We start from the raw sequence: 22674 nt of genomic DNA, 5'->3' as shown, positions 1-22674 counted from the left end.
TGGCTTGGGCGTATCCGGGACTCTACGGCCGTATTTACCCCTGGTTCACAAACGTCCTTTAGCTTGGCCGGCATTGTTTATTTCATTGCTGTGACGACGGCGACGCGGGCGATTGGGGAGAACCTGTGGTGGTCAATGCGCTTGACGAACACGAACGCACGATAGGCTTCGCCGAAGTCGCGCTCAGCCAGATCAGAACGCTTCGCCATTCGGCCAATCCGCGCAATTACGAGGTCTGGTACGTCTACGCGACGGGCTACAACGCACCGCTGAACGAGATCATCAACGAGACGCTGTCGCGCAACGGCAAGCTGTCGCAGTCCGATCTCGATCAACTCTACGACTCCTACCTCGCGCAGCTCAAGACGTCGGATCGCATCGACAAGGTCGGCGCGCGCGTCGTCGGCGAGATCGACGACCTGGTGAACATGCTCACCGATGCTCTCGGCAGAACGGCGAGCTACGATGCGAGCCTCGCGGGCGCCGATCAGCGGCTCGCGTCGGCGACCAGCCGCGAGCAATTGGTGGACATCATCGAGGCGCTCACCGATTCGACCAGACAGATGCGCGAGACCAACCGGATCCTCGAAGAGCGGCTGACGCTGTCGAAGGACGAGATCAGCGGGCTACAGCATAGCCTGGAGGTGATCCGGGCCGAGAGCCTGACCGATCCGCTCACCGGCCTCGGCAATCGCAAATATTTCGACCGAATGATCGAAACGACGGTGCAATCGGGGCTCGCGACCCAACAGCCGCTGTCGCTGCTGATGTTCGACATCGACCATTTCAAGTCCTTCAACGATTCCTACGGACATCTCACCGGAGACCAGGTGCTGCGCCTGGTCGGGATGACCCTGAAGCACGCCATCAAGGGGCAGGACATCGCGGCGCGCTACGGCGGCGAGGAATTCGCCGTCGTGCTGCCGAACACCTCGCTGCAGCACGCGCTGACAGTCGCCGATCACATCCGCCGCGCCGTGACGGCGAAGGAGCTGAAGAAGAAGTCGACCGGGGAGATCCTGGGACGTGTGACGATCTCGGTCGGCGTGTCGCTGCTGCGGGCCGGCGACGATACCGATACGCTGATCGAACGCGCCGACGCCTGCCTCTATGCCGCCAAACGCAACGGGCGCAACAAGGTGGTGTGCGAGAACGATCCCGAATACGCGACGACGACGCGAGGTCGGGTGGCCTGACTGCGACGGTGCCGGCGTTGGCCGGCAGCAGCATCAACGCGTCCGCGATGATGGCGTGCGGGATTTCTGTCGGCCCGACGCTGCTGTCGCACTGCGCGTCTTGCGACCTGCCGCGGGCGCTTTGCGGATCGTCTTGGCGACCTTCCGCGTCTTGGCCGGCTTGGCCGTTTTCGCCGCTGGCTTGGTCGCACCGGGCTGCACCCCACCACGTGCCGGCCCCTGCTCGCGCCCGCGGCGAGATGCCGCCCGCTTCCTGGTCTGCTTGCTCAGGGCCGCTCTTTGCGCCGCTGCAAACGCATCTCTGGCCCATATCGCGAACTCGTCGGAGTCGTCGAACAGATGCGCCGGCACTTGCCAATACGAGCGCACCGTCATGGTCCGCGCGCGGGTCTCGTAGGAGAACGGCTTGGATCCGGCCTCCTCGAACCTGGCAAAGCTGGTTTCATCAGCACGGAGATAAAGGCCGCTGCGCAGCGCAAGCGCGAAGTTGATGCCGTCGGCGGAGATGCCGAAGCCGGAGAACATCCGCCGGATTGTGACCGGACCGAAACCGGCGAACAGATCGATCAGGAATTCGCGGTCCATCGCACCAGCTCTCGCCAACGCCCCAGTTGCTCGCCTGGAGTTTTCGGTCGAGAGGGTGGCGCGTGTCAATGTCCGGAACGCGACAGCTCCGGTGCCGCCCTGGCTGAAAGCGGACGATCAGACCTCGGCCGGCTTGAGCTGAACCGACTCGCCGCAGCCGCACGCGCTGATCTGGTTCGGATTGTTGAACACGAACTGCGCCTGCATCTTGTCGGCCTGATAGTCCATCTCGGTGCCGAGCAGGAACAGCACGGCCTTGGGATCGACCAGGATCTTGACGCCCTTGTCCTCGACGACCTCGTCGGTCGGCCGGATATCATGGGCATATTCGACCGTGTAGGACTGACCGGCGCAGCCGCCATTCTTGACACCGACACGCAATCCGATGATCTCGGACTCGGCGCGATCAGTGAGCTCACGGATGCGCCTGGCCGCCGCATCGGTGAGCCGCATCACCTGCGGACGGGGCCGCGGCTTGGGCTTGGCAACAGGCGCTGTCGAATTCGTCGTGCTGGTCATGGCGTCATCCCGGCGGGGTATGTGATCCGCCCTTACTATTCAAACTTCGTGCCCGCTCGTCTCACCACATGTTCAGGACGAGCCGGGCCTCGTCGCTCATCCGGTCCGGCGTCCATTGCGGCTCCCAGACGATGCTCACATTGACCACGCCGACCCCAGGAACGCTGGCGATCGCGTTTTCCACCATGGTCGGCAACTCGCCGGCCGCCGGGCAGTTCGGCGTCGTCAACGTCATCAGGACGTCGACGCTGCGATCGTCCTTGATGTCGACCTTGTAGATCAGGCCGAGTTCGTAGATGTCGGCCGGGATCTCCGGATCGAACACCGTCTTCAGCGCCGCGATGATCTCGGTGGAGAGCCGCTCGGTCTCCTCCGGCGGCAGCGCCGAATGGGTTTCGACAGTCTGAGTTTTGACGTCGGCCGTGTCGGTCATGCAAACAATTCCCGCGCCTTGATCAATGCCTGTGCAAGCTGATCGACCTCTTCCCTCGTATTGTACATGCCAAACGAGGCCCTGCAGGTCGCCGTGACGTTGAATCTCTCCAAAAGCGGCATCACGCAGTGCGTGCCCGCGCGCACCGCGACGCCCTGGCGATCGATCACGGTCGCGATGTCGTGCGCGTGCGCGCCCTTCATCTCGAACGAGATGACCGGGCCCTTGCCCTTGGCGGTGCCGATCAACCGCAGCGAATTGATCTCGCGCAGCCGATCCTGGGCATAGGTGAGCAGGTCGTGCTCATGCGCGGCGATGCGCTCCTTGCCGACCGAATTGACGTAATCGATCGCCGCGCCCAGCCCGACCGCCTCGACGATCATCGGGGTGCCGGCCTCGAATTTGTGCGGCGGATCGCCATAAGTGACCCAGTCGCGCGCGACCTCGCGGATCATCTCACCGCCGCCATTGTAGGGGCGCATGGCAACGAGGTGGTCGTACTTGGCGTAGAGCACGCCGATGCCGGTCGGCCCGTACAGCTTGTGGCCGGTGAAGACATAGAAGTCGCAATCGATGTCCTGGACATCGATTGCGAGGTGCACGGCGGCCTGGCTGCCGTCGACCAGCACAGGGATGCCGCGCGCATGCGCAATGCGCACGACCTCTTTCACCGGGACCAGCGTGCCGAGCATGTTCGACATCTGCGTGATCGCGACCAGCTTGGTCCTGTCCGTCAGCAGCTTCTCGAACTCGTCGATCAGGAAGTTGCCGTCATCGTCGACCGGAGCCCACTTGATCACGGCGCCCTGGCGCTCGCGCAAGAAGTGCCACGGCACGATGTTGGAATGGTGCTCCATGATCGAGAGCACGATCTCGTCGCCTTCACCGATGTTCGGTCCGCCCCAGGAGGATGCGACGAGGTTGATCGCCTCGGTCGCGTTGCGGGTGAAGATGATCTCTTCACTGCGCCGCGCGTTGAGGAAGCGCGTGACACGCTCGCGGCCGCCCTCATAAGCTTCGGTCGCGGCATTGGCGAGATAATGCAGGCCGCGATGCACGTTGGCGTATTCGCTGGTGTAGGCCTGCGTCATGCGGTCGAGCACGGCGCGCGGCTTCTGCGCCGACGCCGCATTGTCGAGATAGACGAGCGGCTTGCCGTAGACCTGCAGCGCCAGCGCCGGAAAATCTTCGCGGATGCGGGCGACGTCGTAGGAGCCGTTTGAGACAGCGGGATGCGTGCTCATGCGCGCGCCTCCATCCAGTCCTGGGCGGCGGCGATGACGCGCTCGCGCAGGCCATCATCCTCGATCGCCTCGATCGCCTCACCGACGAAGGCCTGGATCAGCAGCGCCTGCGCCTGCTTCTCGGGCAGGCCGCGGGCGCGCAGATAGAACAGCAGGCTTTCGTCGAGCGCGCCGGCAGTGGCGCCGTGGCCGCAGGAGACGTCGTCGGCGAAGATCTCGAGCTCCGGCTTGCTGTCGGCCTCGGCCTCGTCGGACAGCAGCAGCGCCCGCGTCATCATCTTGCCGTCGGTCTGCTGCGCGTCGGGGCGCACGATGATCCGGCCCTGGAATACCGAGTGGGCACGATCGTCGAGCACGGCGCGGAAGTTCTCGCGGCTGGTGCAGCCGGGCACCGCGTGGTCGACAACCAGGGTCATGTCGCCATGCTGCTTGTCGCGCAGCAGGTTGACACCGTTGACGATGAGCTCACTGCCTTCGCCCTTGAGAGTAATGAAGCCCTGCAGACGACTGACGGCGCCGCCTGTTGTCATGTTGAAGAGATTGAGTTTCGACCGCGCACCGACCTCGTACTTGGCTGACGTGATGCTAACGGCGTCCCTGGCATCGCGCATCAGGCGAATGGTGGACAGCGCAGCGTCATCACCGAGGGAGACGACCACGGCGTCATTGGCCTGATAGCCTGAGGCACCATCGGCTGCGATCGCGCTTTCGATCAAAGTCGCCTGCGCGCCGTTCCCTACCGAAAGATGCGAGCGGCTGGCACGCGATGCTTGCGATGCTGTCGCGATGTGAATGATCTGCAGCGGGTTCGAGAGCTTTGCACCATCCGCCACGGAGATCAGGACACCATCGGTCGCAAGCGCCCCGTTCAAGATGACCATGGCATCGTTGACGGTCGTTTCCAGCAGCCGCTCGCTGCCGGCGCTCTGCAGCGCCTCGCGCAGCGTGTGAACCTTGACACCATCCTCGGAGGCCGAAATATCCGAGAGCTCCGCCACGAACACGCCGTCGACCAGCACCAGCTTCCGAGCACCGTCGACGGCAACAGAAGCCAGCACGGCTTTGGCCCGCGCCAGCGCCGCCGCGTCCGGCGCGCCTGCCAGCGGCAGCACCTCGCGCATCAGCACACGAAGATCGGTGTACTTCCATTCCTCGATACGACGGTGCGGCAGGCCGGTGCGCTCGAAAGCCGCGAAGGCTTCGCGCCGGATATCAGCCACCTTGCCGATGCCGGGCAGACGGCCCAAAGCGGCAGAGAGCAAGCTGCTCGCCGCCGGACCGCTGTCGTTCTTGACCAAAGCTACGTTCATCACAGATCCATTCACGCAGCGATCAGGCCGCGTCTTCGAACTGGGCGTAACCGGACGCCTCGAGCTCCAGCGCGAGCTCCTTGCCGCCGCTCTTCACGACGCGGCCCTTCGACATCACGTGAACGACGTCGGGCACGATGTAGTTCAGCAGCCGCTGATAGTGGGTGATCACGATCATCGAGCGCTCCGGCGAGCGCAGCGCGTTGACGCCGTCGGCGGCAATGCGCAGCGCATCGATGTCGAGGCCGGAATCCATCTCGTCGAGGATGCACAGCGACGGCTGGAATAGCGCCATCTGCAGCACCTCGTTGCGCTTCTTCTCGCCGCCGGAAAAGCCGACATTGACGCCGCGCTTGAGCATGTCCTGCGGAATGCTGAGCGATTTCGAGATCTCGCGCACCTTCCTGAGGAAGTCCGGCGTCGAATACTCCTCCTCGCCGCGCGCCTTGCGCTGCGCATTCAGCGCGGTGCGCAAGAACGTCATGGTGGCGACGCCGGGGATCTCGACCGGATACTGGAACGCCAGGAACACGCCCTTGGCGGCGCGCTCGTCCGGCGCCATCGCCAGGAGATCCTCGCCCTTGAACAGGATCTCGCCGCCGGTGACCTCATAGCCCGGCTTGCCGGCGATGACATGGGAGAGCGTCGACTTGCCGGAGCCGTTCGGCCCCATGATGGCGTGCACCTTGCCGGCGTCGATCGAAAGCGTCAGGCCGTGGAGAATCTCGCGCTCCTCGACGCGGACCTGCAGGTTGTTGATTTCGAGTAGTGCCATAATATGTTTCCGCTCAACGCTTGCCCTGGAGCAACCGATCGATCGGGTCCGAGGGCGGATGATGTTGATGTCAGCAAGAGCGGGCCGCGCCGCGGACCCGCTCCCATGTGGCCTTAGCCGACCGATCCTTCGAGGCTGATCGAGATCAGCTTCTGCGCCTCGACCGCGAACTCCATCGGCAGCTGCTGCAGCACGTCCTTGACAAAGCCGTTGACGACAAGGCCGACCGCCTCCTCCTGCGAAAGGCCGCGCTGGACGCAGTAGAACAGCACGTCCTCGGAGATCTTGGACGTCGTCGCCTCGTGCTCGAAAGTGGCCGAGGAATTCTTGGCCTCGATATAGGGCACGGTGTGCGCGCCGCACTTGTCGCCGATCAGCAGCGAATCGCAGGCGGTGAAGTTGCGCGCGTTGGACGCCTTGCGATGCGCCGTCACCAGGCCGCGATAGGTGTTCTGCGAGCGGCCTGCGGCGATGCCCTTGGAGATGATCCGGCTGGTCGTGTTCTTGCCGAGATGGATCATCTTGGTGCCGCTATCGACCTGCTGATAGCCGTTCGAGATCGCGATCGAATAGAATTCACCACGGGAATTGTCGCCGCGCAGGATGCAGCTCGGATATTTCCAGGTGATCGCCGATCCCGTCTCGACCTGGGTCCAGGAGATCTTGGAATTGTCGCCGCGGCAGTCGCCACGCTTGGTGACAAAATTATAGATGCCGCCCTTGCCTTCCGAATTGCCCGGATACCAGTTTTGCACCGTCGAGTACTTGATCTCGGCGTCATCGTGCGCGACCAGCTCGACCACGGCCGCGTGCAGCTGGTTCTCGTCGCGCTGCGGCGCGGTGCAGCCTTCGAGATAGGAAACGTAGGCGCCCTTGTCGGCGATGATCAGCGTGCGCTCGAACTGGCCGGTGTTGCGCTCGTTGATGCGGAAGTAGGTCGACAGCTCCATCGGGCAGCGCACGCCCGGCGGCACGTAGACGAACGAACCGTCGGAGAACACCGCCGAATTCAGCGTCGCATAGAAATTGTCCGAGGTCGGCACCACGCTGCCGAGATATTTCTGCACCAGCTCGGGATGCTCGCGGATGGCTTCCGAGATCGGCATGAAGATCACGCCGGCCTTCCTCAGCTCCTCCTTGAACGTGGTCGCGACCGACACCGAATCGAACACGGCATCGACCGCGATCTTGCGCGTCTCGGGGCTGCCGGCACCGGGCACCGGCTCGACGCCTTCGAGGATCGCAACCTCGCGCAGGGGAATGCCGAGCTTCTCATAGGTCTTCAGGATCTCAGGATCGATCTCGTCGATCGAGGAGAGCTGCTTCTTCGGCTTCGGCGCCGAGTAGTAGTAGAGATCCTGGAAATCGATCTTGGGATAGTCGACGCGCGCCCAAGTCGGCTCGGTCATGGTCAGCCAGCGCCGATAGGCCTCGAGGCGCCATTCGAGCATCCAGGCGGGCTCGTTCTTCTTGCCCGAGATGAAGCGGACGGTGTCTTCGGAAAGCCCCTTCGGAGCCTTCTCGGATTCGATGACAGTCTCGAACCCATAGCGATATTGGTCGACGTCGATCCGCCTGACGCGGTCGACCGTCTCTTGTACGGCTGGCATTCCATCCTCCGCTCGCGGTTTCAAGGACCGCGGTGGACACGTTCTGGAACCGTCTTACGACGTTTCGTCGACGAAATCACGCCCTTAGAATCGCTCAAGCACGGTTTCGTCGCCTCCTTTAAGTAGGGTCAACGACAGCTTTCGCCAAGCCTGGACGCAACGATCGACCTCCGCCTCCGTGGTGGACCAGCCGAGACTGAGGCGCACCGCTCCCTGGGCCGCTGCGGAACTGGCGCCCATCGCTTCCAGCACGTGGGACGGCTGGACCTTGCCGGACGAGCACGCCGAGCCGGAAGACACCGCGATCCCTTCGAGATCGAACCCGATCACGGCCGTCTCGGCCTTGAGCCCCGGTGCGGTAAACAGCGTCGTGTTCGGAAGCCGCGCCGCTTCGGACGAAAATACCGTCACGCCAGCGGTCTGACGAAGGCCCGCTTCCAGCCGGTCGCGCAGCGCCGTGATCCGGGTCAGGTCCACCTCGCGCGAAGCCAGGGCAGCGCCAGCCGCGGCGCCAAATCCGGCAATTCCGGCCACGTTTTCGGTTCCAGCCCGGCGACCGCGCTCCTGGCCGCCACCGCGGAGAACCGGAATCGGCTCCTCCACGCCGGCGCCCAGGACCAGCGCGCCGACGCCCTTGGGTCCGCCGATCTTGTGCGCAGAGATGGTCACAAGGCCCGCGCCCATCTGCTTGATATCGAGGGGTACTTTCCCGAATGCCTGGATCGAATCGACGTGCAGCACGCCGCCCGCCTGGCGCACCATCTCGGCGACTTTCGAAACCGGTTGAAGCACCCCGGTCTCGTTGTTGGCGGCCATGACGGAGACCAGCGCCGGCGGCCCGCCGGCCAGCAGGGCTTCCAGGCGGCCGAGATCGACCACGCCGGAGGAGTCGACCGGGATCGTCTGCACCGCTGATGGCGCGAACCGGCCGCCGGCCAGCACCGAGGCATGCTCGACCGCAGACACCAGCAGCCGCTCGACCGGGCCGGCCGGCGCGCGCAGGCCTGGGCTCAAAGCGAGCACATTGGCCTCGGTTCCGCCCGAGGTGAACACCACGCGGCGCGCGACGGTGCCGAGCCCCCGGGCGATCACCTCGCGGGCCTCCTCGGTCAGCCGCCGCGCCTTGCGGCCTTCGGCGTGAACCGACGAGGGATTGCCGACCAGATCCATGGCGGCGAGAATCGCCGCGCGCGCTTGCGGTCGCAGCGGGGTCGTCGCATTCCAGTCGAGATAGATCCTGTCGGCCATGGCTCGTTCTTATCAACTCGGGGCACGAACGACCATCGCTCGCCCGCGCCATGATGGTGCGCGACGGCCAGCGTGATATCGTCAGGCGCGAGATTGAGATAGCGGGTCCGGTTCCATGAACAAGCTTGTCGGCTCGATGCTGCGTCCGAATGATCGTACCTTCTACGCGATCATGGCCGGGCTCTCGCTCAGCATCGGCGTCGTCAACGCCCTTTCCGCCGCTCACGATGCCGTCAGGCGGGGCGCGGCCTATGATCTGGAAAAGCAGTTGCTGTGGGAAATGACGAGCATTGTCGTCATCATCCTGCTGGCGCCGCTGCCGGTCGCCACCGTTCGTTCCATCCGGCTGGGCCCGGCCGCCATGGCACGTCATATCGCGCTCGCCGTCGCCGCCATCGTCGCCTTCTCTGCGCTTCACATGATCGGCATGGTGACGCTGCGCAAGCTGCTGATGTGGACCGCGGGCGGCGCGTACGACTTCCAGCTCTCCCTTGCCACCATCGTGTACGAGTTCCGCAAGGACGTCATGACGGCGCTGCTCATCGGTGGCACGCTCTGGCTGCACGACGGCTATCGCGCGAGCGCTGTCCGAGAGCCGACACGGCGATCCGAGCCTCCTGCCCCCGCCACGCTCTGGCTGCGCGACGGCGCGAGTCGCATCCGCATCTCGCCGGCCGACATCCTGTGGGTGGCCGCGGCCGGCAACTACGTTGAATATGCCATGGCCGACGGCAGGCGGCATCTCATCCGCGGCACCTTGTCGGCCGCCGAGGCCGAGCTCGCCCGCTTCGCGCTCGTCCGCATCCACCGCGGCCGGCTGGTCAACATGGCCCGGGTCGCCGCGCTTTCGGTCCTGCCAACGGGCGATTTCGGCCTGACCTTCGACAACGGACAATCCGTGCAGGGCAGCCGCCGCTATCGCAGCGCCGTTGCGCAGCTGGAGCAGACGGCGTCGCTGCGCTGAACGGCCGGGCTGCAGACGAAAACGTCAGTATTTTCATAGAATTGCAGGCGCATTCGGATGACGTTCCGCGGCCGCTTCGCCCCGCCGCTGTATCGGCGGCCCGGTCTGTATCCCTGCCGCAGCCGCCTTGCCGGGCGTTGAAAATCCTTGCTTTTTGCCCCGCGCTCCATGCTAGAAGGCCAACTTCCAGTCACGCCAGCGCTGCTCCGTCCAAGCGAACGGATGGCGCTCGATCACCACTTGTCCTGCGGAATTCGTCGGCGAGGCGCCAGATGAAGCTCGGACGAAGTCGGTCGACGCTCTGCCAAGGATTCTCTGATGCCTGAAGTCATCTTCAACGGTCCGGCCGGCCGCCTCGAAGGCCGTTACCATCCGGCGAAGCAGAAGAACGCGCCGATCGCGATGATCCTGCATCCGCATCCGCAGTTCCACGGCACGATGAACCATCAGATCGTGTACCAGTGCTACTATGCCTTCGCGCATCGCGGATTCTCGGTGCTGCGCTTCAATTTCCGCGGCGTCGGCCGCAGCCAGGGCTCGTTCGACCACGGCACCGGCGAGCTGTCGGATGCGGCGTCCGCGCTCGATTGGGCGCAGACCATCAACCCCGAGGCACGCGCCTGCTGGGTCGCCGGCTTCTCGTTCGGCGCCTGGATCGGCATGCAGCTTTTGATGCGCCGCCCGGAGGTCGAGGGCTTCATCTCGATCGCGCCGCCCGCCAATCTCTACGACTTCTCGTTCCTGGCGCCCTGCCCGTCCTCCGGGCTGATCGTGCATGGCGAGCGCGACGCGGTGGTGCCGCCCAAGGACGTCAATACGCTGGTCGAGAAGCTGAAGACGCAGAAGGGCATCGTGATCGACCAGCAGGTCATCCCCGGCGCCAACCACTTCTTCGACGGCAAGCTCGAGCCGCTGATGGAAACCATCACCGCCTATCTCGACATGCGCCTCGCCAATGTGAGGTGAGGTCGGCGCGTCGTTGCAAAGCCCTCGGTCTGTAGGGTGGGCAAAGGCGCGTCCGACACTCCGTCAACGCGGATGGTCGCAACGCGCCGTGCCCACCATCTTCATTTGACGGCTCGGAGACGATGGTGGGCACGCCTGCGGCTTTGCCCACCCTACGAACTACGAACTGCCGCCACATCCTCCGCCGTCATCGTCCGCAGGCGGGTGATCCAGTGCGCCGCGGCTTCTCAGTTCGTCACCGGCGTCTCGGAATACTTGATCGTCCGCCTGCGCGGACGATGACGCTGTGAGTGGAGCCGGCACCTTCCATGACAACGTCGTGCCTCTCTACGCCGCCTGCTTCAACAAATACGCATCGTGCCGCGCGAGGAACGCGCGCAGTAGCTGCGGATAGTCGGCGCTGACCGCCGTCCTCACGCTCGGCCGCTGCGCGAGTTGATCGCGCCACGCCCGAACTTTCGGCGTGGACGCAAAGATGCCGAGATCACCGTACGCATCGAACACATCGAAGTAGCGGAAGATCGGCGCGAACACGGCGTCGACCAGGCTGAAACGCGCGCCGGCAAAATACGGCCCCTCGCCCAGCGCATCCTCGACGCGAGCAAACTTCGCCGTCAACGCCTCGCGCTTGGCGGCGAACAATGCGGCATCCTGCGTCGTCTCCAGGCCCCAGAGATCGCCGAGGATCGCAGAGCCGAACTCCATCCAGGCCCGATGCTGCGCGCGGACCAGCGCGTCCTCGGGATGCAGCCTCACAGCCGGCTGCGTGTCCTCGATGTACTCGCAGATCACGTTGCTCTCGAACAGCGCCACCTCGCCCTGGCCTAAGGGCACCACCAGCACCGGCACCTTGCCGAGCGGCGAGATCTTCAAGAACCAGTCGGGCTTGTTGGCGAGATCGATGTCGATCCGCTCGAATGCGACGCCCTTCTCGGTGAGCGCAATGACGGCGCGTTGCACATAGGGGCAGAGCTTGTGGCTGATCAGCTTCAGGACAGGCGCCATGACATCCTCGGCAGTTTGATGCAGATGCATCAAACTAGATGCATACGCATCGAACTGTCAAGATTCATGCAATTGCATGAATCAAGGGCGCGCAATCACCCCGCCGGTCATCGGAAACGGCACGCCTGTGGTGGTGGGATAGCTCAGCGGCAGGCCCTTCATGCCGCGGACCGCCAGAAAGCCAAACGCCTGGGCCTCGATCGCGTCCGCCGACCAGCCCAGCGCATCGGCCGATTCGACGCTCGCCGGCGCGACACGCTCGCGCAACATCCGCATCATGGTATGGTTGCGGGCGCCGCCGCCGCAGACGATCCAGCTCGCCGGCGGCTTCGGCAGCAGCGGGATGATGCGGGCAATCGCTGCGGCCGTGAACGCCGTCAGGGTCGCGGCCCCGTCCGCCGGCTTCACATCACCCAGCTTCAGCGCGGCAAAATCGTTGCGGTCGAGAGATTTCGGCGGCGGCAGCGCGAAAAAGGGCATTTCCAGCGCGCTGGTGATCCAGGCCTCGTCCGGGTTGCCCTGCTCCGCCACGCGGCCATCCTGATCGAATGCCTGTCCCGTGGTCCGGTGCATGAAGTCGTCGAGCAGCGCATTACCGGGACCGGTGTCGCAGGCGATCAGCACGTCGTCGCCGTCGATATAGGTGATGTTGGAGACGCCGCCGATATTGACGACGGCGATCGGCCCCGCGCGCGACAGCGATTGCGCCAGGGCGCGGTGATAGACCGGCACGAACGGCGCGCCCTGCCCGCCGAAATCGACGTCGGCAGCGCGGAAATCGTGCATCACCGGGATATGGACGGACTTGGCGAGCGCGGCCGCGTCGCCGATCTGCACGGTCAGGCGGCGTTCGGGGCGGTGCAGCACGGTCTGGCCATGAAAGCCGATGATATCGATGTCCTCGGGCTTGAGCCGGTGCTGCGCCAGGAACGCGGCGACCGCCTCGGCATGCGCCACCGTCACGACGCGCTCGGCGTCGCGCACCCGTCCGGGGCGCGCATCGCGCCGCTCGATCTGCACCGCATCGGCGAGCGCCTCGCGCAGCAGGCTGCGCTCCGCGGCGCTATAGGCCCGGTAGCCCGAGGGACCGAGGCTCTTGATCTGCCGCCCATCGGTCTCGATCAGGGCCACGTCCACCCCGTCGAGCGAGGTGCCACTCATGAGGCCAAGTGCGGTCAGAATCATTGCAGTCGAACCTAAAAACCCTGCCCTGCTTGCCAAGTACGGCCGATTTGAGGTCCCGCCCAGGCCGTGCACATGCTTGTACAAGCCCGGCGCATCTTATAATGCCACAACGCCCGTATCCGTGGCATGTGCCTCCCGCACGTCCCCGCGACAAGCGGTCAATACCGTAAACAAATGCTCAGAGTCGCCGACAATGACTGGCTTCAAGTCTGATTTCCTGAACGTGCTGCAGAGCCGCGGGTTCATTCATCAGTGCTCGGATTTCGAGGGGCTGGATGCCCTCGCCGCCAAGGGCCAGGCGACCGCCTATGTCGGCTACGACTGCACCGCACGCTCGCTGCACATCGGCAACTTCCTGACCATGATGATGCTGTACTGGCTGCAGCAGACCGGGAACAAGCCGATCACCCTGATGGGCGGCGGTACGACGATGGTCGGCGATCCCTCCGGCAAGGACGAGACCCGCGCGATGCGCACGGTCGAGGAGATCGAGGCCAACAAGGCGTCGATCCGCGGCGTGTTTGCCAAGGTGCTGCGCTACGGCGATGGCGCCACCGACGCCATCATGCTCGACAATGCCGAATGGCTGACGCAGCTGAAATGGATCGAGATGCTGCGCGACATCGGCCGGCACTTCTCGGTCAACCGCATGCTGACCATGGACTCGGTCAAGCTGCGGCTCGAGCGCGAGCAGGAGATGAGCTTCATCGAGTTCAACTACATGGTCTGCCAGGCCTACGACTTCGTCGAGCTGGCGCGGCGCACCGGCTGCCGGCTGCAGATGGGGGGCTCCGATCAGTGGGGCAATATCGTCAACGGCGTCGAGCTCGGCCGCCGCATGGGCACCGAGCAGCTGTTCGCGCTGACCACGCCGCTCTTGACCACCGCGTCCGGCGCCAAGATGGGCAAGACCGCGCAGGGCGCGATCTGGCTCAATGCCGACCAGTGCAGCCCGTATGATTTCTGGCAGTACTGGCGCAACACCGAGGACGCCGACGTCGTCAAGTTCCTCAAGCTGTTCACCACGCTGCCGCTGTCCGAAATCGAGAAGCTCGCTGCACTGCAGGGCGCCGAGATCAACGAGGCCAAGAAGGCACTGGCCGATGCGGCCACCACCTTGCTGCATGGCGAAGAGGCGGCGCGCACCGCTGCCGAGACCGCCCGCCGCACCTTCGAGGAAGGCGCCATCGCCGAGAACCTGCCGACGGTCGAGGTGCCGCAGGCCGAGCTCGACGCTGGCCTTGGCGTGCTCAACGCCTTCGTCAAGGCCGGCCTCGTCGGCTCCAACGGCGAGGCGCGGCGGCAGATCAAGGGCGGTGGCCTGCGCGTCAACGACGTTGCGGTCACCGACGAGAAGATGGCGCTGACGCCGGCTGCACTGACCAGCGAGGGCGTGATCAAGCTGTCGCTGGGCAAGAAGCGCCACGTGCTGGTCAAGCCTGCATAGCCGCATTCGTTTTTGCCTGCTTGTCAGGGAAGGCCGAAAGGCGCTCCCTGACGGCATGACGATCAGCGCGCCGCGAGAGCCTGCGCAAGCCGAGGAAACCCCGACAGCTCCACCACGAGTGCGCATGGCGTTCGTGGTGCTGGGTCTCTGCTTTGCGCTGTCGGTGATCGGCCGCGGGCTGGGAGAAAGCTTCACCGTCTTTCTCAAGCCGATCTCCGACAGCTTCGGCTGGGATCGTTCCGAGGTCGTCTCGATCTATTCGCTGACGGCGCTCGCCGGCGGCCTCGCCGCTCCGCTGATCGGGCGGCTGTTCGACCACTCCGGACCACGCGCCGTCTATGCGCTCGGCCTCCTGCTGCTTGGTTCAGCGTTCACGGCCGCCGCGCACGCGCAGGCGCTGTGGCAATTCCAGATCAGCATCGGCCTGTGCGTCGGCATCGGCATCGCGCTGATCGGCAACGTCCCCAACTCGATCCTGCTGGGCCGCTGGTTCGGCAAGAAGCTGCCGACCGCGATGGCGGTGATCTATTCCGCCACCGGCGCCGGCGTGCTGATCCTGCTGCCGGGCTCGCAACTGCTGATCGACGCGATCGGGTGGCGCAGCACATATCAGGCGTTCGGTGCCGCCGCCTTCATTCTGCTGGTGCCGCTGGCGCTGCTGCCCTGGCGGCTGTTTGCCGCCGGCGCGCCCCACATCACCAGGCCCGTCGCCGACGAGCTCGCCGACGATGCCTGGACCTTGTCGCGGGCGCTGCGCCATCACGCCTTCTGGGCGTTGTTCTCGACCTTCTTCTTCACCGCCGTTGGCATGTATGCCATCGCACCGCAGGTCGTCGCCTATCTGATCGACACCGGCTTCGCGCCGCTGCAGGCCGCCACCGCCTGGGGCTTCTCGGGCGTGGTGCTGCTGTTCGGCATGCTCGGCGTCTCGGCCCTCGATGGGCTGATCGGCCGACGGCCGTCGGTGCTGTTCTCCTACGCCGTATCGATCGCAGGAATCCTGATGCTGTGGGCGTTGCAATTCTCGCCGAACATCTTCCTGCTCACCGGCTTCGTCGTCTGCTTCGGCAGCATGATCGGCTCGCGCGGACCGCTCCTGTCGGCCACCGCGATGAAGATCTTCCGCGGCAGGCGGCTCGGCACCATCTACGGCACCATCACGATCGGCAGCGGGCTCGGATCCGCGCTGGGATCGTGGAGCGGCGGCGTCATCCACGATCTCACCCACGGCTACGGTGCCGTCATTCTGCTCGCGCTTGTGAGCGTCGTCATCGGCATGATCCCGTTCCTCGTGGTTCCTTCCCTCCGCACGTAGTTGCGGTCGGGCCATCCGCGCACGATGTGCTGGGACGCGCCTGATTGCCGCGTCAGTCCACATAGTGGACTCGGCTCGACAGATCCGCATTCATGATTAGTAAGCAGCTTGATGATAGTTGTTCCGGCAACAACAACGAAGAGGACGCCGTGACACTGCTCAGCCGCATGAAGTTCCGCACCAAGCTTGCGAGCATGGTGATCCTTGCGATCGCAACGGTGATCGCGATCGTGGCCGTCTCCGGTTGGCTCAGCCGCGCGCGCATGCTGGAGGACCGCATCACCCAGATGCATACGGCGGTCGACCTCGTCTACGGCCTCGCGGAGACGCTGCAGACGGAGGTCGCGGCAGGAAAGATGTCGGTGGACGAGGCCAAGAACAAGTTCCGCTATCTTGCGCGTCGGATGACGTTCAACAACGGCCAGGGATATCCGATCGCCTACAACGCGTCCGATTCGGCGCTTCTTCTGAACGCCGCCAACGAGAAGCTGGAAGGCAAGATCCTCGGCACCAAGGACGCCAACGGCGTCATGATCGCCGATGCGCAGATCAAGGCTGCGCAGCAGAAACCCGAAGGCAGCACGACGTCCTATCTCTATCCCCGGCCCGGCCAGACCGAGCCGCTCAGGAAGGTCGTCTTCGTCCGCAGCTTCGCGCCGTGGAACATCGTCATGAGCTACGGGCTCTATGTCGACGACATCGAGGCGGACGTCTATGCACTGCTGATGCGGCTCGCGGGGATCGGCGCGGCGCTGCTCGTGCTGCTCGGCCTCCTGTCCTTCCTGATCTCGCACAACGTGGTCGGCGGGCTGCATCGGCTGAAGGATCGCATGCAGGACATCGCCGGCGGGCGGCTCGAGCAGCCGGTGGCCGAGACCGAGCGTGGCGACGAGATCGGCCGCATGGCCGAGACCCTGGAGGTGCTGCGCAAGACGGCGATCACCGCGCGCATGCTGGAGCAGGAGCAGGCCGCATCCAAGCAGCGCAGCGAAGCGGACAAGCGCGACGCGCTGATTGCGATGGCCGACCGCTTCGATGCCTCCGTCGGCCAGCTCGTCGCCCTGATGGCGTCCGGCGCCGGAGAGCTCGAGGCGACGGCAAAATCGATGACCGGCACGGCAGAGAGCACCAATGCGCGCGCCACCGCCGTCAGCTCCGCGGCGACGGAAGCGAGCTCGCGCGTGCAGACGGTCGCCACCGCCGCGGAGGAGCTGACCTCGTCGATCACCGAGATCAGCCGTCAGGTCGCCCAATCCGCCGAGGTCACCGGACGCGCCGTCGAAAGCGCGCGCCACACCGACGGGATCGTTCGCGCACTGGCCGACGGCGCCAAGCAGATCGAGCACGTTGCCGAGTTGATCTCCAGCATCGCGGGCCAGACCAACCTGCTGGCGCTCAACGCCACGATCGAGGCCGCGCGCGCCGGCGAAGCCGGCCGCGGCTTCGCCGTGGTCGCGGCGGAGGTGAAGAGCCTGGCCAGCCAGACCGCGCAGGCCACGCAGGAGATCGGCGACCGCATCGCCCAGATCCAGAACGCGACCAGGGAAGCGGTCGGCGCGCTCGACGGCATCACCCTGACCATCGAGGAGGTGTCGGCGATCGCCGCGACGATCGGATCGGCGATCGAGGAGCAGGGAACCGCCACGGCGGAGATCGCGCGCAACGTCACCCAGACGGCGCAGGCCACCCGCGAGGTCACCGCCAACATCGGCGGCGTCTCGACGGCGGCCAATGAGACCGGAAGCGCCGCCGGCCACGTGCTGATCGCCGCCGGCAACCTCTCCAAGCAGGCCGAGCAGCTCTCCCGCGAGGTCGACACCTTCCTTGCGGGCGTCAGAGCCGCCTGACCGCTTCGATCCGCCACAATGGCGTCGCCAAACGCTGACGCGGCCAGCAGCGTCAATTGTTCGGCGGCAGCTCCGCCGGCGGGTATTGCTGCCTGCCGGTGTTGAAGTCCATGATCTTGCGCGTGACGCCCGGCAGCATCGCCGAGATCGGATTGATGCGCACCACCGGCTGGCTCGGCGTGCCGACGACCTCGTAGGTCACGCCGAACAGCCCCTCATTGCTGCCGCCGAGGAACAGGCCGACGATCGGGATCTGGTTGAACATGTTGTTCAGCCCGTACAACGGCACGATCGTGCCCGAAGCCCGGACCTGGTTGACGTTGTAGTCGATGCTGCCTTCGATGGTCAGGCCGAGCGTCGGTCCCTTGACCACGCCGTCGCGGATCGAGAGCAGCCCGTTCTGCCGCGTGAACTCCGCGCGCAGCATGGTGAAGGCGATGCCTTGCGAGGCGCCCTGTGCGGCGCCTGAGGCAGCGCGATCCAGCGCCTGCTCACCCCTGACGGTGAAGTTGCGAACGATCGCCAAGCCCTCCTTGGGGCTGGTGTCGGCCGTCGGCGGCTCCATCGCAAGCTCCAGCTCGCCGCCGGCCATCTTGGAATAGGTGTCGGCGAACCGCAGCAGCGCGCCGGCATCATTGGTCACCAGATAGATCACCTCGCGGCCCTGGCGGCGTGCCCGCGGATCGGCGCTGGGCGCTTCGCGGCCGATGCGCAGGTCGGCCGTCACCGGCGTGTCGCGGCCGACCTTTCCGCTCAGATTGAAGCTCTTGAAAGCACCGCCGCGCCTGGAGAGCTTGACGTCGACGCTGCGCAGCGCCTCGCCGTTGAAGCCGGCGACGGCGCCGAGCTTGACCTCGGCGTCGAAGTCGAGGTTCGAGCGCGCCTTGTTCTTGTCGGCGTCCTTGTTGGTGCCCGAGATCGCCGACTTCAGAAAGCCGCGGCCGTCGAACACGTCGCCACGCATCGACAGCTTCAACACGCCGTCCTGGCCGCGCTCGGCCTTGAGCTGCGTCTTGTCGCCTTCCGACGGCGAATAGGTCGGAAAGTTGGCGTTCATCAGGTCGCCGTTCTGGTCGACTTCCAGCGAGCCCTTGATGGAGACGCCGCCGCCTTCGATGTTGATGTCCTCGAAGCGTGTCGATTGCTGCTTGGCGACAACGTTGAAGGTGGCCTTCCCCGATTTGCCCGGATTCTTCACCCAGCCCGGCAGCAGGTTGTCGAGCTTGAGCTGGGTCAGATCGGCCTCGACGCCGATGCGGCTGTCGCGATCGCTGGAGCCCGCAATCTTGCCATTGAGCTTGAGCGGCACGTTGCCGGTGATCGCGGTGCCCAGATCCATGCCGAGCCGGGCCCGGCTGGCATCGTCGAGGATCGCCTGCATCTTGATGTCGGCGTCGCCCTCGGTCGGCTTGCGATAGTCGAGCGTGGCCGGCTGGCCGTTGATCTTGACGTCGCCCTTCACCTGATAGCCGGCGGTGTTGGCCACGATCTTGAGCGTGTTGGCCTCGAGCTTCTGGTTCATCACCAGCTTGTCGGCGGCAAAGCCGTTGAGATCGGCCGTGACCGCGTAACTGGTGTCGGCCTTGGTCAGTTCGCCCTTGACCGGCATCGCGAGATTGACGCTGGCCTGGAACGTTCCTTTGGTCTGGTTGGGATCGATCGGCATCGACGACAGATCGTTGAGCCGGTCGGAGGCGAGGATCTCGGCGGCAGCGGCGACCTGACCTTCGACGCGCATGCGTACCCGCGACGGCGACGGCTTCGGCGCCATGTCCGGCACTTCGAACACGACGTCGGAGAAGTTGAGCTTGCGTCCGGCCGGCGTATCCGCGACGCCCTGCCCGATCGTCACCGTCGCGGTGCGGCCGGTGACATGCGCCTTCACGTCGGCATCGCGCACCGACGGCAGGCCGTCGACCGGATGCACGGTGACATTGGTGGCGACGATGTTGACGTCGAGACCATCGTCGGGAATCGGCGGCCCCTTGCGCGGCAGGTTGCGCGTCGGCGAGTTGACCGCGACATCGATCCGCTGCACCGAGCCGCGTTCGATGCGCTCGATGATCCAGGCCCGCACCTCCGGCACGATCAGCGCCGGCCAGATCCGCTTCATCGCCAGCGCGGGCATCGGCGTCGCCGCGAAGCCGAGCTTCAGCCGCGGCTCGCCGGCATACTCGACGCTGCCGGTGCCGGCGACGCCGATCTCGCCGTTGGACACCTCGGCCTGCGTCAGCAGCACGCGCTTGCCCTCGGTGTCGAAGCGGAAGTTGATCGAGATGCGGTTGAAGATCAGCGGTGGCTCGTTTTCGATGGCGCCGAGCAGAATGGTGCCGCCGTTGAGACCCAGCCGCCAGTCGTTTGCGGTGTCGTTCGGCGGCTCGAGATTGGCGTTGAGCGTGACGCGGTTGGCGCCCGAGATCACCTTCAACGGCGCGACCAGCACGCGGCGCCCGGCGTCCCATTCCATGCTGATCTCGGCGGAGTCGATCGCCATCGGATAGTCGGGCGTATCGGTGTCGATGATCTTGCCCGCGCCGATGTTGATCTTGCCGCGCAGATAGGTCGGCAGCCCGTCGCGCGCGAGCTCGCCCTTGATCTCGCCGCTCATGGGCAGGTCCGCCATGTAGGTGAGATCCTTGAGGCGCATCGCCAGCAGGATGTTGCTGGTGGAGACCTTGTCGGCCTTGATGTCGACCGTGCGCACGCCGTTGGCCTGCGGCCCGACCAGAATGCGCAGCTGCCACGGCTTGGCGCCCTCTTCGCCGAGGCTCAGCGCCACCCCGCCGCCGGACGGCCGGCGCAGGCTGAGGCTGATGTTCTCGAACGTCCATTTGTTGCCGCGCTGCTGGTCGTCGACGACCAGCACGCCGTTCTTCAACCCGATCTCGTTCAGGTTCTGGCCATCGAGCCCGGTCAGGCTGAGGCTGTCGAGCCAGTCGAGGCCGGCCAGCAGGCCGTTCTGGGGCGCGGCTGGCGCGGCGGCCGCAGGCAAAGTCGAAGTGGTCGGTGCTGACGGCTGCGAGCCGGCCTGCGGTCCCGGCGCATTGGGCGGTGGCGCGGCCTGTCCCGGCCGCGGGAATGTCGGCGGCAGGCCGGCGTCGCGCTTGGAGGCGACGCCCGTCGCCAGCGGCTTGTTGGTCTCACCCGTCGATACGGTGACGGTGCCGTCCGGCGTGATGCGGATCGCAAGCTCGGCGTCGACCAGCTTGAGGCTCTCGGCGCGCAGCTGGCCCATCAGCAGCGCAGCGCCGGACAGCCGCACCTCGGCCTTGGGCGCGCTGGCGACGATGGCGTGATCCTGATCGCGCACGATGATATCGCGGATCCGGACCGCGATCCGGATCCGGCCGGCGCGCTCGATCTGGGTGCCGCCGACCTCGACGGTGTTGCCGTGGCCGATATTGTCCTCGATCGCCGCCGCGAGCCACGGCGTCGCCAGATCGAGGCTGATCGGGCCCGCACCCAGCCGCAGCCACAGGCCGGCGAAGCCGAGCCCCACGAGCAGCATTAGCGATGCCAAGGTGACGACGACCCGCTTGACCATGCGGCCGCCCGGCACACGCGGGCGCGATCCGCCGAATCGACCGGTGCTCTCGCCCGAATCGGACCGCGACAACAGGCGGCGGGCGCGCTGCCCAGCCCTCTCGTCGGGCTCGGCGGCGGCCTCGTACTGGTCGGCCACATCCCAGTCGGCCTCATCCCACTGTTGGCCCTGGGTGTCCGCTTGCAGATGGGGCCGGTGGGGTGATGTCTGTCTTGCCATTGCCTCTCGGTGCCGGCCCCTCGTGTCCGAAACATTTCGTGCCAATCTGGCCTCGGCCAGGTCGGTCGCCGGTGTAGCCCCGCCCGTTCACGCAGCGCGCGTGCTCACTGCCGGCAGGGCCCGATCCCCCAATGATCCCGTCACGCTTCGGCGGGAGCTGTCAACACGCCTGCCGGCGGTACGCCGGCGGCGCGGACGACGCGCGAAATCCCCGTCACCATACCCCACCGCCGTCAGGTTTGCCCACCTGCTCGCGCCAGCGGACCGGCGCCGCTCCACCGCCGGACGAAATTTTTGGTGGAGCGTCTGATCCGGACGGTACGAGAGTCGTCATTGCACTGTGCTCGACTGCGCTGGTGCTCACGCCTGCTGGTAGCCATGATCTTCCCTTCATCGCAAGAGGCGTGATCCCCTGCGCGCCGCGAAGCACGGATGCCAGATCGATCCCGGGACACCGGACAAGAACCGAGATACTTTCATTTTTGAGCCGCCGAAAGCGACGAAAGGAAGGCGTATGTCAAAGGAATCACAAAAGAAATCCTCCAACCCGGCGTCCTACGGGGCGATTGACGGGAACCGGCTTGCCACCGCGGCCAAGAAGGCCACCAAGAAGACGGCCAAACCGACATTGACGAAAGCCGCCAAGACGACCTCCGCAAAGACCGCGACGACCAAAGCCGCGCCCACCAAAACCGGGGCGGCGAAGGCCAAACCCGCGACGCCGGCTGCGGCCGGAACGGGCCTCGCCGAGGGCGCCAAGGCGCCCGCCTTCAAGCTGCCGCGCGATGGCGGCGGAACCGTCTCGCTGGCCGACTATGCCGGCCGGAAGCTCGTGCTGTTCTTCTATCCCAAGGCCAATACGCCCGGCTGCACCAAGGAGGCGATCGACTTCACCCGCCTGTCGAAGGACTTCGCCGCCGCCGGCGCCGCCGTGCTCGGCGTCTCCGCCGATTCGGTCAAGGCACAGGACAATTTCCGCGACAAGCACGATCTCGCCGTGCCCCTGATCTCGGACGAGACGCACGAGATGCTGGGGGCCTACGGCGCCTGGGGCGAGAAGTCGCTCTATGGCCGCAAGTTCCTCGGCATCATCCGAAGCACCATCCTGATCGGCGCCGACGGCCGCGTCGCCAAAGTGTGGCGCAACGTCAAGGTCGACGGCCACGCCGATGCGGTGCTGGCGGCGACGCGCGCGCTCTGAGAATGCGCCTGACGGCGTTGGCGGAAAATTAACCATGCAGAGGTCAAATCGCTCCCGTAAA

Annotated in this window: 18 protein-coding genes; 7 read left to right on the top strand and 11 right to left on the bottom strand. The window is 65.5% G+C overall.

Annotated features, from left to right (window positions below; genetic code table 11):
- Window positions 1–128 precede the first annotated feature (128 nt).
- Entirely contained in the window at window positions 129–1196 is a 1068-nt protein-coding gene (locus QX070_RS15035; protein ID WP_315737811.1) for a diguanylate cyclase, read from the top strand.
- Window positions 1197–1229: 33 nt separating this feature from the next.
- Here the strand turns inward: QX070_RS15035 and QX070_RS15030 are convergent, their stop codons facing one another.
- The 8 genes from QX070_RS15030 to QX070_RS14995 form a co-directional block, all read right to left on the bottom strand.
- Window positions 1230–1781, bottom strand: coding sequence for a TfoX/Sxy family protein (locus QX070_RS15030; protein WP_315737810.1), 552 nt, complete (start codon window positions 1779–1781; stop codon window positions 1230–1232).
- Between the two features lie 117 nt (window positions 1782–1898).
- Window positions 1899–2300: an iron-sulfur cluster assembly accessory protein gene (locus tag QX070_RS15025; RefSeq protein ID WP_315737809.1), complete on the bottom strand. Its 402-nt coding sequence runs from the start codon at window positions 2298–2300 to the stop codon at window positions 1899–1901.
- Between the two features lie 61 nt (window positions 2301–2361).
- Window positions 2362–2733, bottom strand: coding sequence for an SUF system Fe-S cluster assembly protein (locus QX070_RS15020; protein ID WP_315737808.1), 372 nt, complete (start codon window positions 2731–2733; stop codon window positions 2362–2364).
- Entirely contained in the window at window positions 2730–3977 is a 1248-nt protein-coding gene (locus QX070_RS15015) for a cysteine desulfurase (RefSeq protein WP_315737807.1), read from the bottom strand. Before QX070_RS15015 ends, QX070_RS15020 begins: the two co-directional genes overlap by 4 nt.
- On the bottom strand, window positions 3974–5287 hold the full coding sequence (gene sufD, locus QX070_RS15010; RefSeq protein WP_315737806.1) for a Fe-S cluster assembly protein SufD: 1314 nt from the start codon (window positions 5285–5287) through the stop codon (window positions 3974–3976). Before sufD ends, QX070_RS15015 begins: the two co-directional genes overlap by 4 nt.
- A 22-nt stretch (window positions 5288–5309) precedes the next feature.
- On the bottom strand, window positions 5310–6062 hold the full coding sequence (gene sufC / locus QX070_RS15005) for a Fe-S cluster assembly ATPase SufC (RefSeq protein ID WP_315712154.1): 753 nt from the start codon (window positions 6060–6062) through the stop codon (window positions 5310–5312).
- A gap of 113 nt (window positions 6063–6175) precedes the next feature.
- On the bottom strand, window positions 6176–7672 hold the full coding sequence (gene sufB, locus QX070_RS15000) for a Fe-S cluster assembly protein SufB (protein WP_315737805.1): 1497 nt from the start codon (window positions 7670–7672) through the stop codon (window positions 6176–6178).
- An 84-nt stretch (window positions 7673–7756) separates the two neighbouring features.
- The gene (locus QX070_RS14995; RefSeq protein WP_315737804.1) at window positions 7757–8920 is read right to left on the bottom strand and encodes a cysteine desulfurase family protein; all 1164 of its coding nucleotides are present in this window, start codon (window positions 8918–8920) and stop codon (window positions 7757–7759) included.
- Window positions 8921–9092: 172 nt separating this feature from the next.
- On the opposite strand from QX070_RS14995, the gene QX070_RS14990 reads away from it, so the two are divergent.
- A complete protein-coding gene (locus QX070_RS14990) occupies window positions 9093–9884 on the top strand; it encodes a LytTR family DNA-binding domain-containing protein (RefSeq protein WP_315737803.1) in 792 nt (263 codons plus the stop codon).
- Window positions 9885–10202: 318 nt separating this feature from the next.
- A complete protein-coding gene (locus QX070_RS14985) occupies window positions 10203–10850 on the top strand; it encodes an alpha/beta hydrolase (protein WP_008971476.1) in 648 nt (215 codons plus the stop codon).
- A gap of 327 nt (window positions 10851–11177) precedes the next feature.
- Here the strand turns inward: QX070_RS14985 and QX070_RS14980 are convergent, their stop codons facing one another.
- Window positions 11178–11855 carry a glutathione S-transferase family protein gene (locus tag QX070_RS14980; protein WP_315737802.1) on the bottom strand — a complete coding sequence of 226 codons (678 nt, stop codon included), beginning with the start codon at window positions 11853–11855 and terminating at the stop codon, window positions 11178–11180.
- 81 nt (window positions 11856–11936) lie between these two features.
- Window positions 11937–13040 (bottom strand): anhydro-N-acetylmuramic acid kinase, encoded by a 1104-nt coding sequence (locus QX070_RS14975; protein ID WP_315737801.1) that lies wholly within the window; start codon window positions 13038–13040, stop codon window positions 11937–11939.
- 193 nt (window positions 13041–13233) lie between these two features.
- Between QX070_RS14975 and tyrS the strand changes: the two genes are divergently transcribed.
- The 3 genes from tyrS (at window position 13234) to QX070_RS14960 (ending at window position 17649) form a co-directional block, all read left to right on the top strand.
- The gene (gene tyrS / locus QX070_RS14970) at window positions 13234–14487 is read left to right on the top strand and encodes a tyrosine--tRNA ligase (protein WP_315737800.1); all 1254 of its coding nucleotides are present in this window, start codon (window positions 13234–13236) and stop codon (window positions 14485–14487) included.
- Window positions 14488–14542: 55 nt separating this feature from the next.
- Window positions 14543–15802, top strand: coding sequence for an MFS transporter (locus tag QX070_RS14965; RefSeq protein ID WP_315737799.1), 1260 nt, complete (start codon window positions 14543–14545; stop codon window positions 15800–15802).
- A 149-nt stretch (window positions 15803–15951) separates the two neighbouring features.
- Window positions 15952–17649 carry a methyl-accepting chemotaxis protein gene (locus QX070_RS14960; protein ID WP_315737798.1) on the top strand — a complete coding sequence of 566 codons (1698 nt, stop codon included), beginning with the start codon at window positions 15952–15954 and terminating at the stop codon, window positions 17647–17649.
- 52 nt (window positions 17650–17701) lie between these two features.
- Here QX070_RS14960 and QX070_RS14955 read toward each other — a convergent pair whose 3' ends face one another.
- A complete protein-coding gene (locus tag QX070_RS14955) occupies window positions 17702–21412 on the bottom strand; it encodes a DUF3971 domain-containing protein (RefSeq protein ID WP_315737797.1) in 3711 nt (1236 codons plus the stop codon).
- Between the two features lie 514 nt (window positions 21413–21926).
- On the opposite strand from QX070_RS14955, the gene QX070_RS14950 reads away from it, so the two are divergent.
- The gene (locus QX070_RS14950) at window positions 21927–22613 is read left to right on the top strand and encodes a peroxiredoxin (RefSeq protein WP_315737796.1); all 687 of its coding nucleotides are present in this window, start codon (window positions 21927–21929) and stop codon (window positions 22611–22613) included.
- Window positions 22614–22674 lie beyond the last annotated feature (61 nt).

It is taken from the genome of Bradyrhizobium sp. SZCCHNR1093, assembly GCF_032381175.1.
Classification (GTDB): Bacteria; Pseudomonadota; Alphaproteobacteria; order Rhizobiales; family Xanthobacteraceae; genus Bradyrhizobium.
Note: the sequence above shows the minus strand (reverse complement) of the source record. Positions and strands in the feature narration are given on the sequence as shown.

Excerpts from the sequence above, each read along its gene's own strand:
- QX070_RS14980 (WP_315737802.1), bottom strand. The coding sequence starts at position 11,855 with ATGGCGCCTGTCCTGAAGCTGATCAGCCACAAGCTCTGCCCCTATGTG.
- sufB (WP_315737805.1), bottom strand. The coding sequence starts at position 7,672 with ATGCCAGCCGTACAAGAGACGGTCGACCGCGTCAGGCGGATCGACGTC.
- QX070_RS15030 (WP_315737810.1), bottom strand. The coding sequence starts at position 1,781 with ATGGACCGCGAATTCCTGATCGATCTGTTCGCCGGTTTCGGTCCGGTC.
- QX070_RS14995 (WP_315737804.1), bottom strand. The coding sequence starts at position 8,920 with ATGGCCGACAGGATCTATCTCGACTGGAATGCGACGACCCCGCTGCGA.
- QX070_RS14955 (WP_315737797.1), bottom strand. The coding sequence starts at position 21,412 with ATGGCAAGACAGACATCACCCCACCGGCCCCATCTGCAAGCGGACACC.
- QX070_RS15025 (WP_315737809.1), bottom strand. The coding sequence starts at position 2,300 with ATGACCAGCACGACGAATTCGACAGCGCCTGTTGCCAAGCCCAAGCCG.
- QX070_RS14990 (WP_315737803.1), top strand. The coding sequence starts at position 9,093 with ATGGCCGGGCTCTCGCTCAGCATCGGCGTCGTCAACGCCCTTTCCGCC.
- QX070_RS14975 (WP_315737801.1), bottom strand. The coding sequence starts at position 13,040 with ATGATTCTGACCGCACTTGGCCTCATGAGTGGCACCTCGCTCGACGGG.
- QX070_RS15020 (WP_315737808.1), bottom strand. The coding sequence starts at position 2,733 with ATGACCGACACGGCCGACGTCAAAACTCAGACTGTCGAAACCCATTCG.
- QX070_RS14950 (WP_315737796.1), top strand. The coding sequence starts at position 21,927 with ATGTCAAAGGAATCACAAAAGAAATCCTCCAACCCGGCGTCCTACGGG.
- QX070_RS14965 (WP_315737799.1), top strand. The coding sequence starts at position 14,543 with ATGACGATCAGCGCGCCGCGAGAGCCTGCGCAAGCCGAGGAAACCCCG.
- sufC (WP_315712154.1), bottom strand. The coding sequence starts at position 6,062 with ATGGCACTACTCGAAATCAACAACCTGCAGGTCCGCGTCGAGGAGCGC.
- sufD (WP_315737806.1), bottom strand. The coding sequence starts at position 5,287 with ATGAACGTAGCTTTGGTCAAGAACGACAGCGGTCCGGCGGCGAGCAGC.
- QX070_RS15015 (WP_315737807.1), bottom strand. The coding sequence starts at position 3,977 with ATGAGCACGCATCCCGCTGTCTCAAACGGCTCCTACGACGTCGCCCGC.
- tyrS (WP_315737800.1), top strand. The coding sequence starts at position 13,234 with ATGACTGGCTTCAAGTCTGATTTCCTGAACGTGCTGCAGAGCCGCGGG.
- QX070_RS14985 (WP_008971476.1), top strand. The coding sequence starts at position 10,203 with ATGCCTGAAGTCATCTTCAACGGTCCGGCCGGCCGCCTCGAAGGCCGT.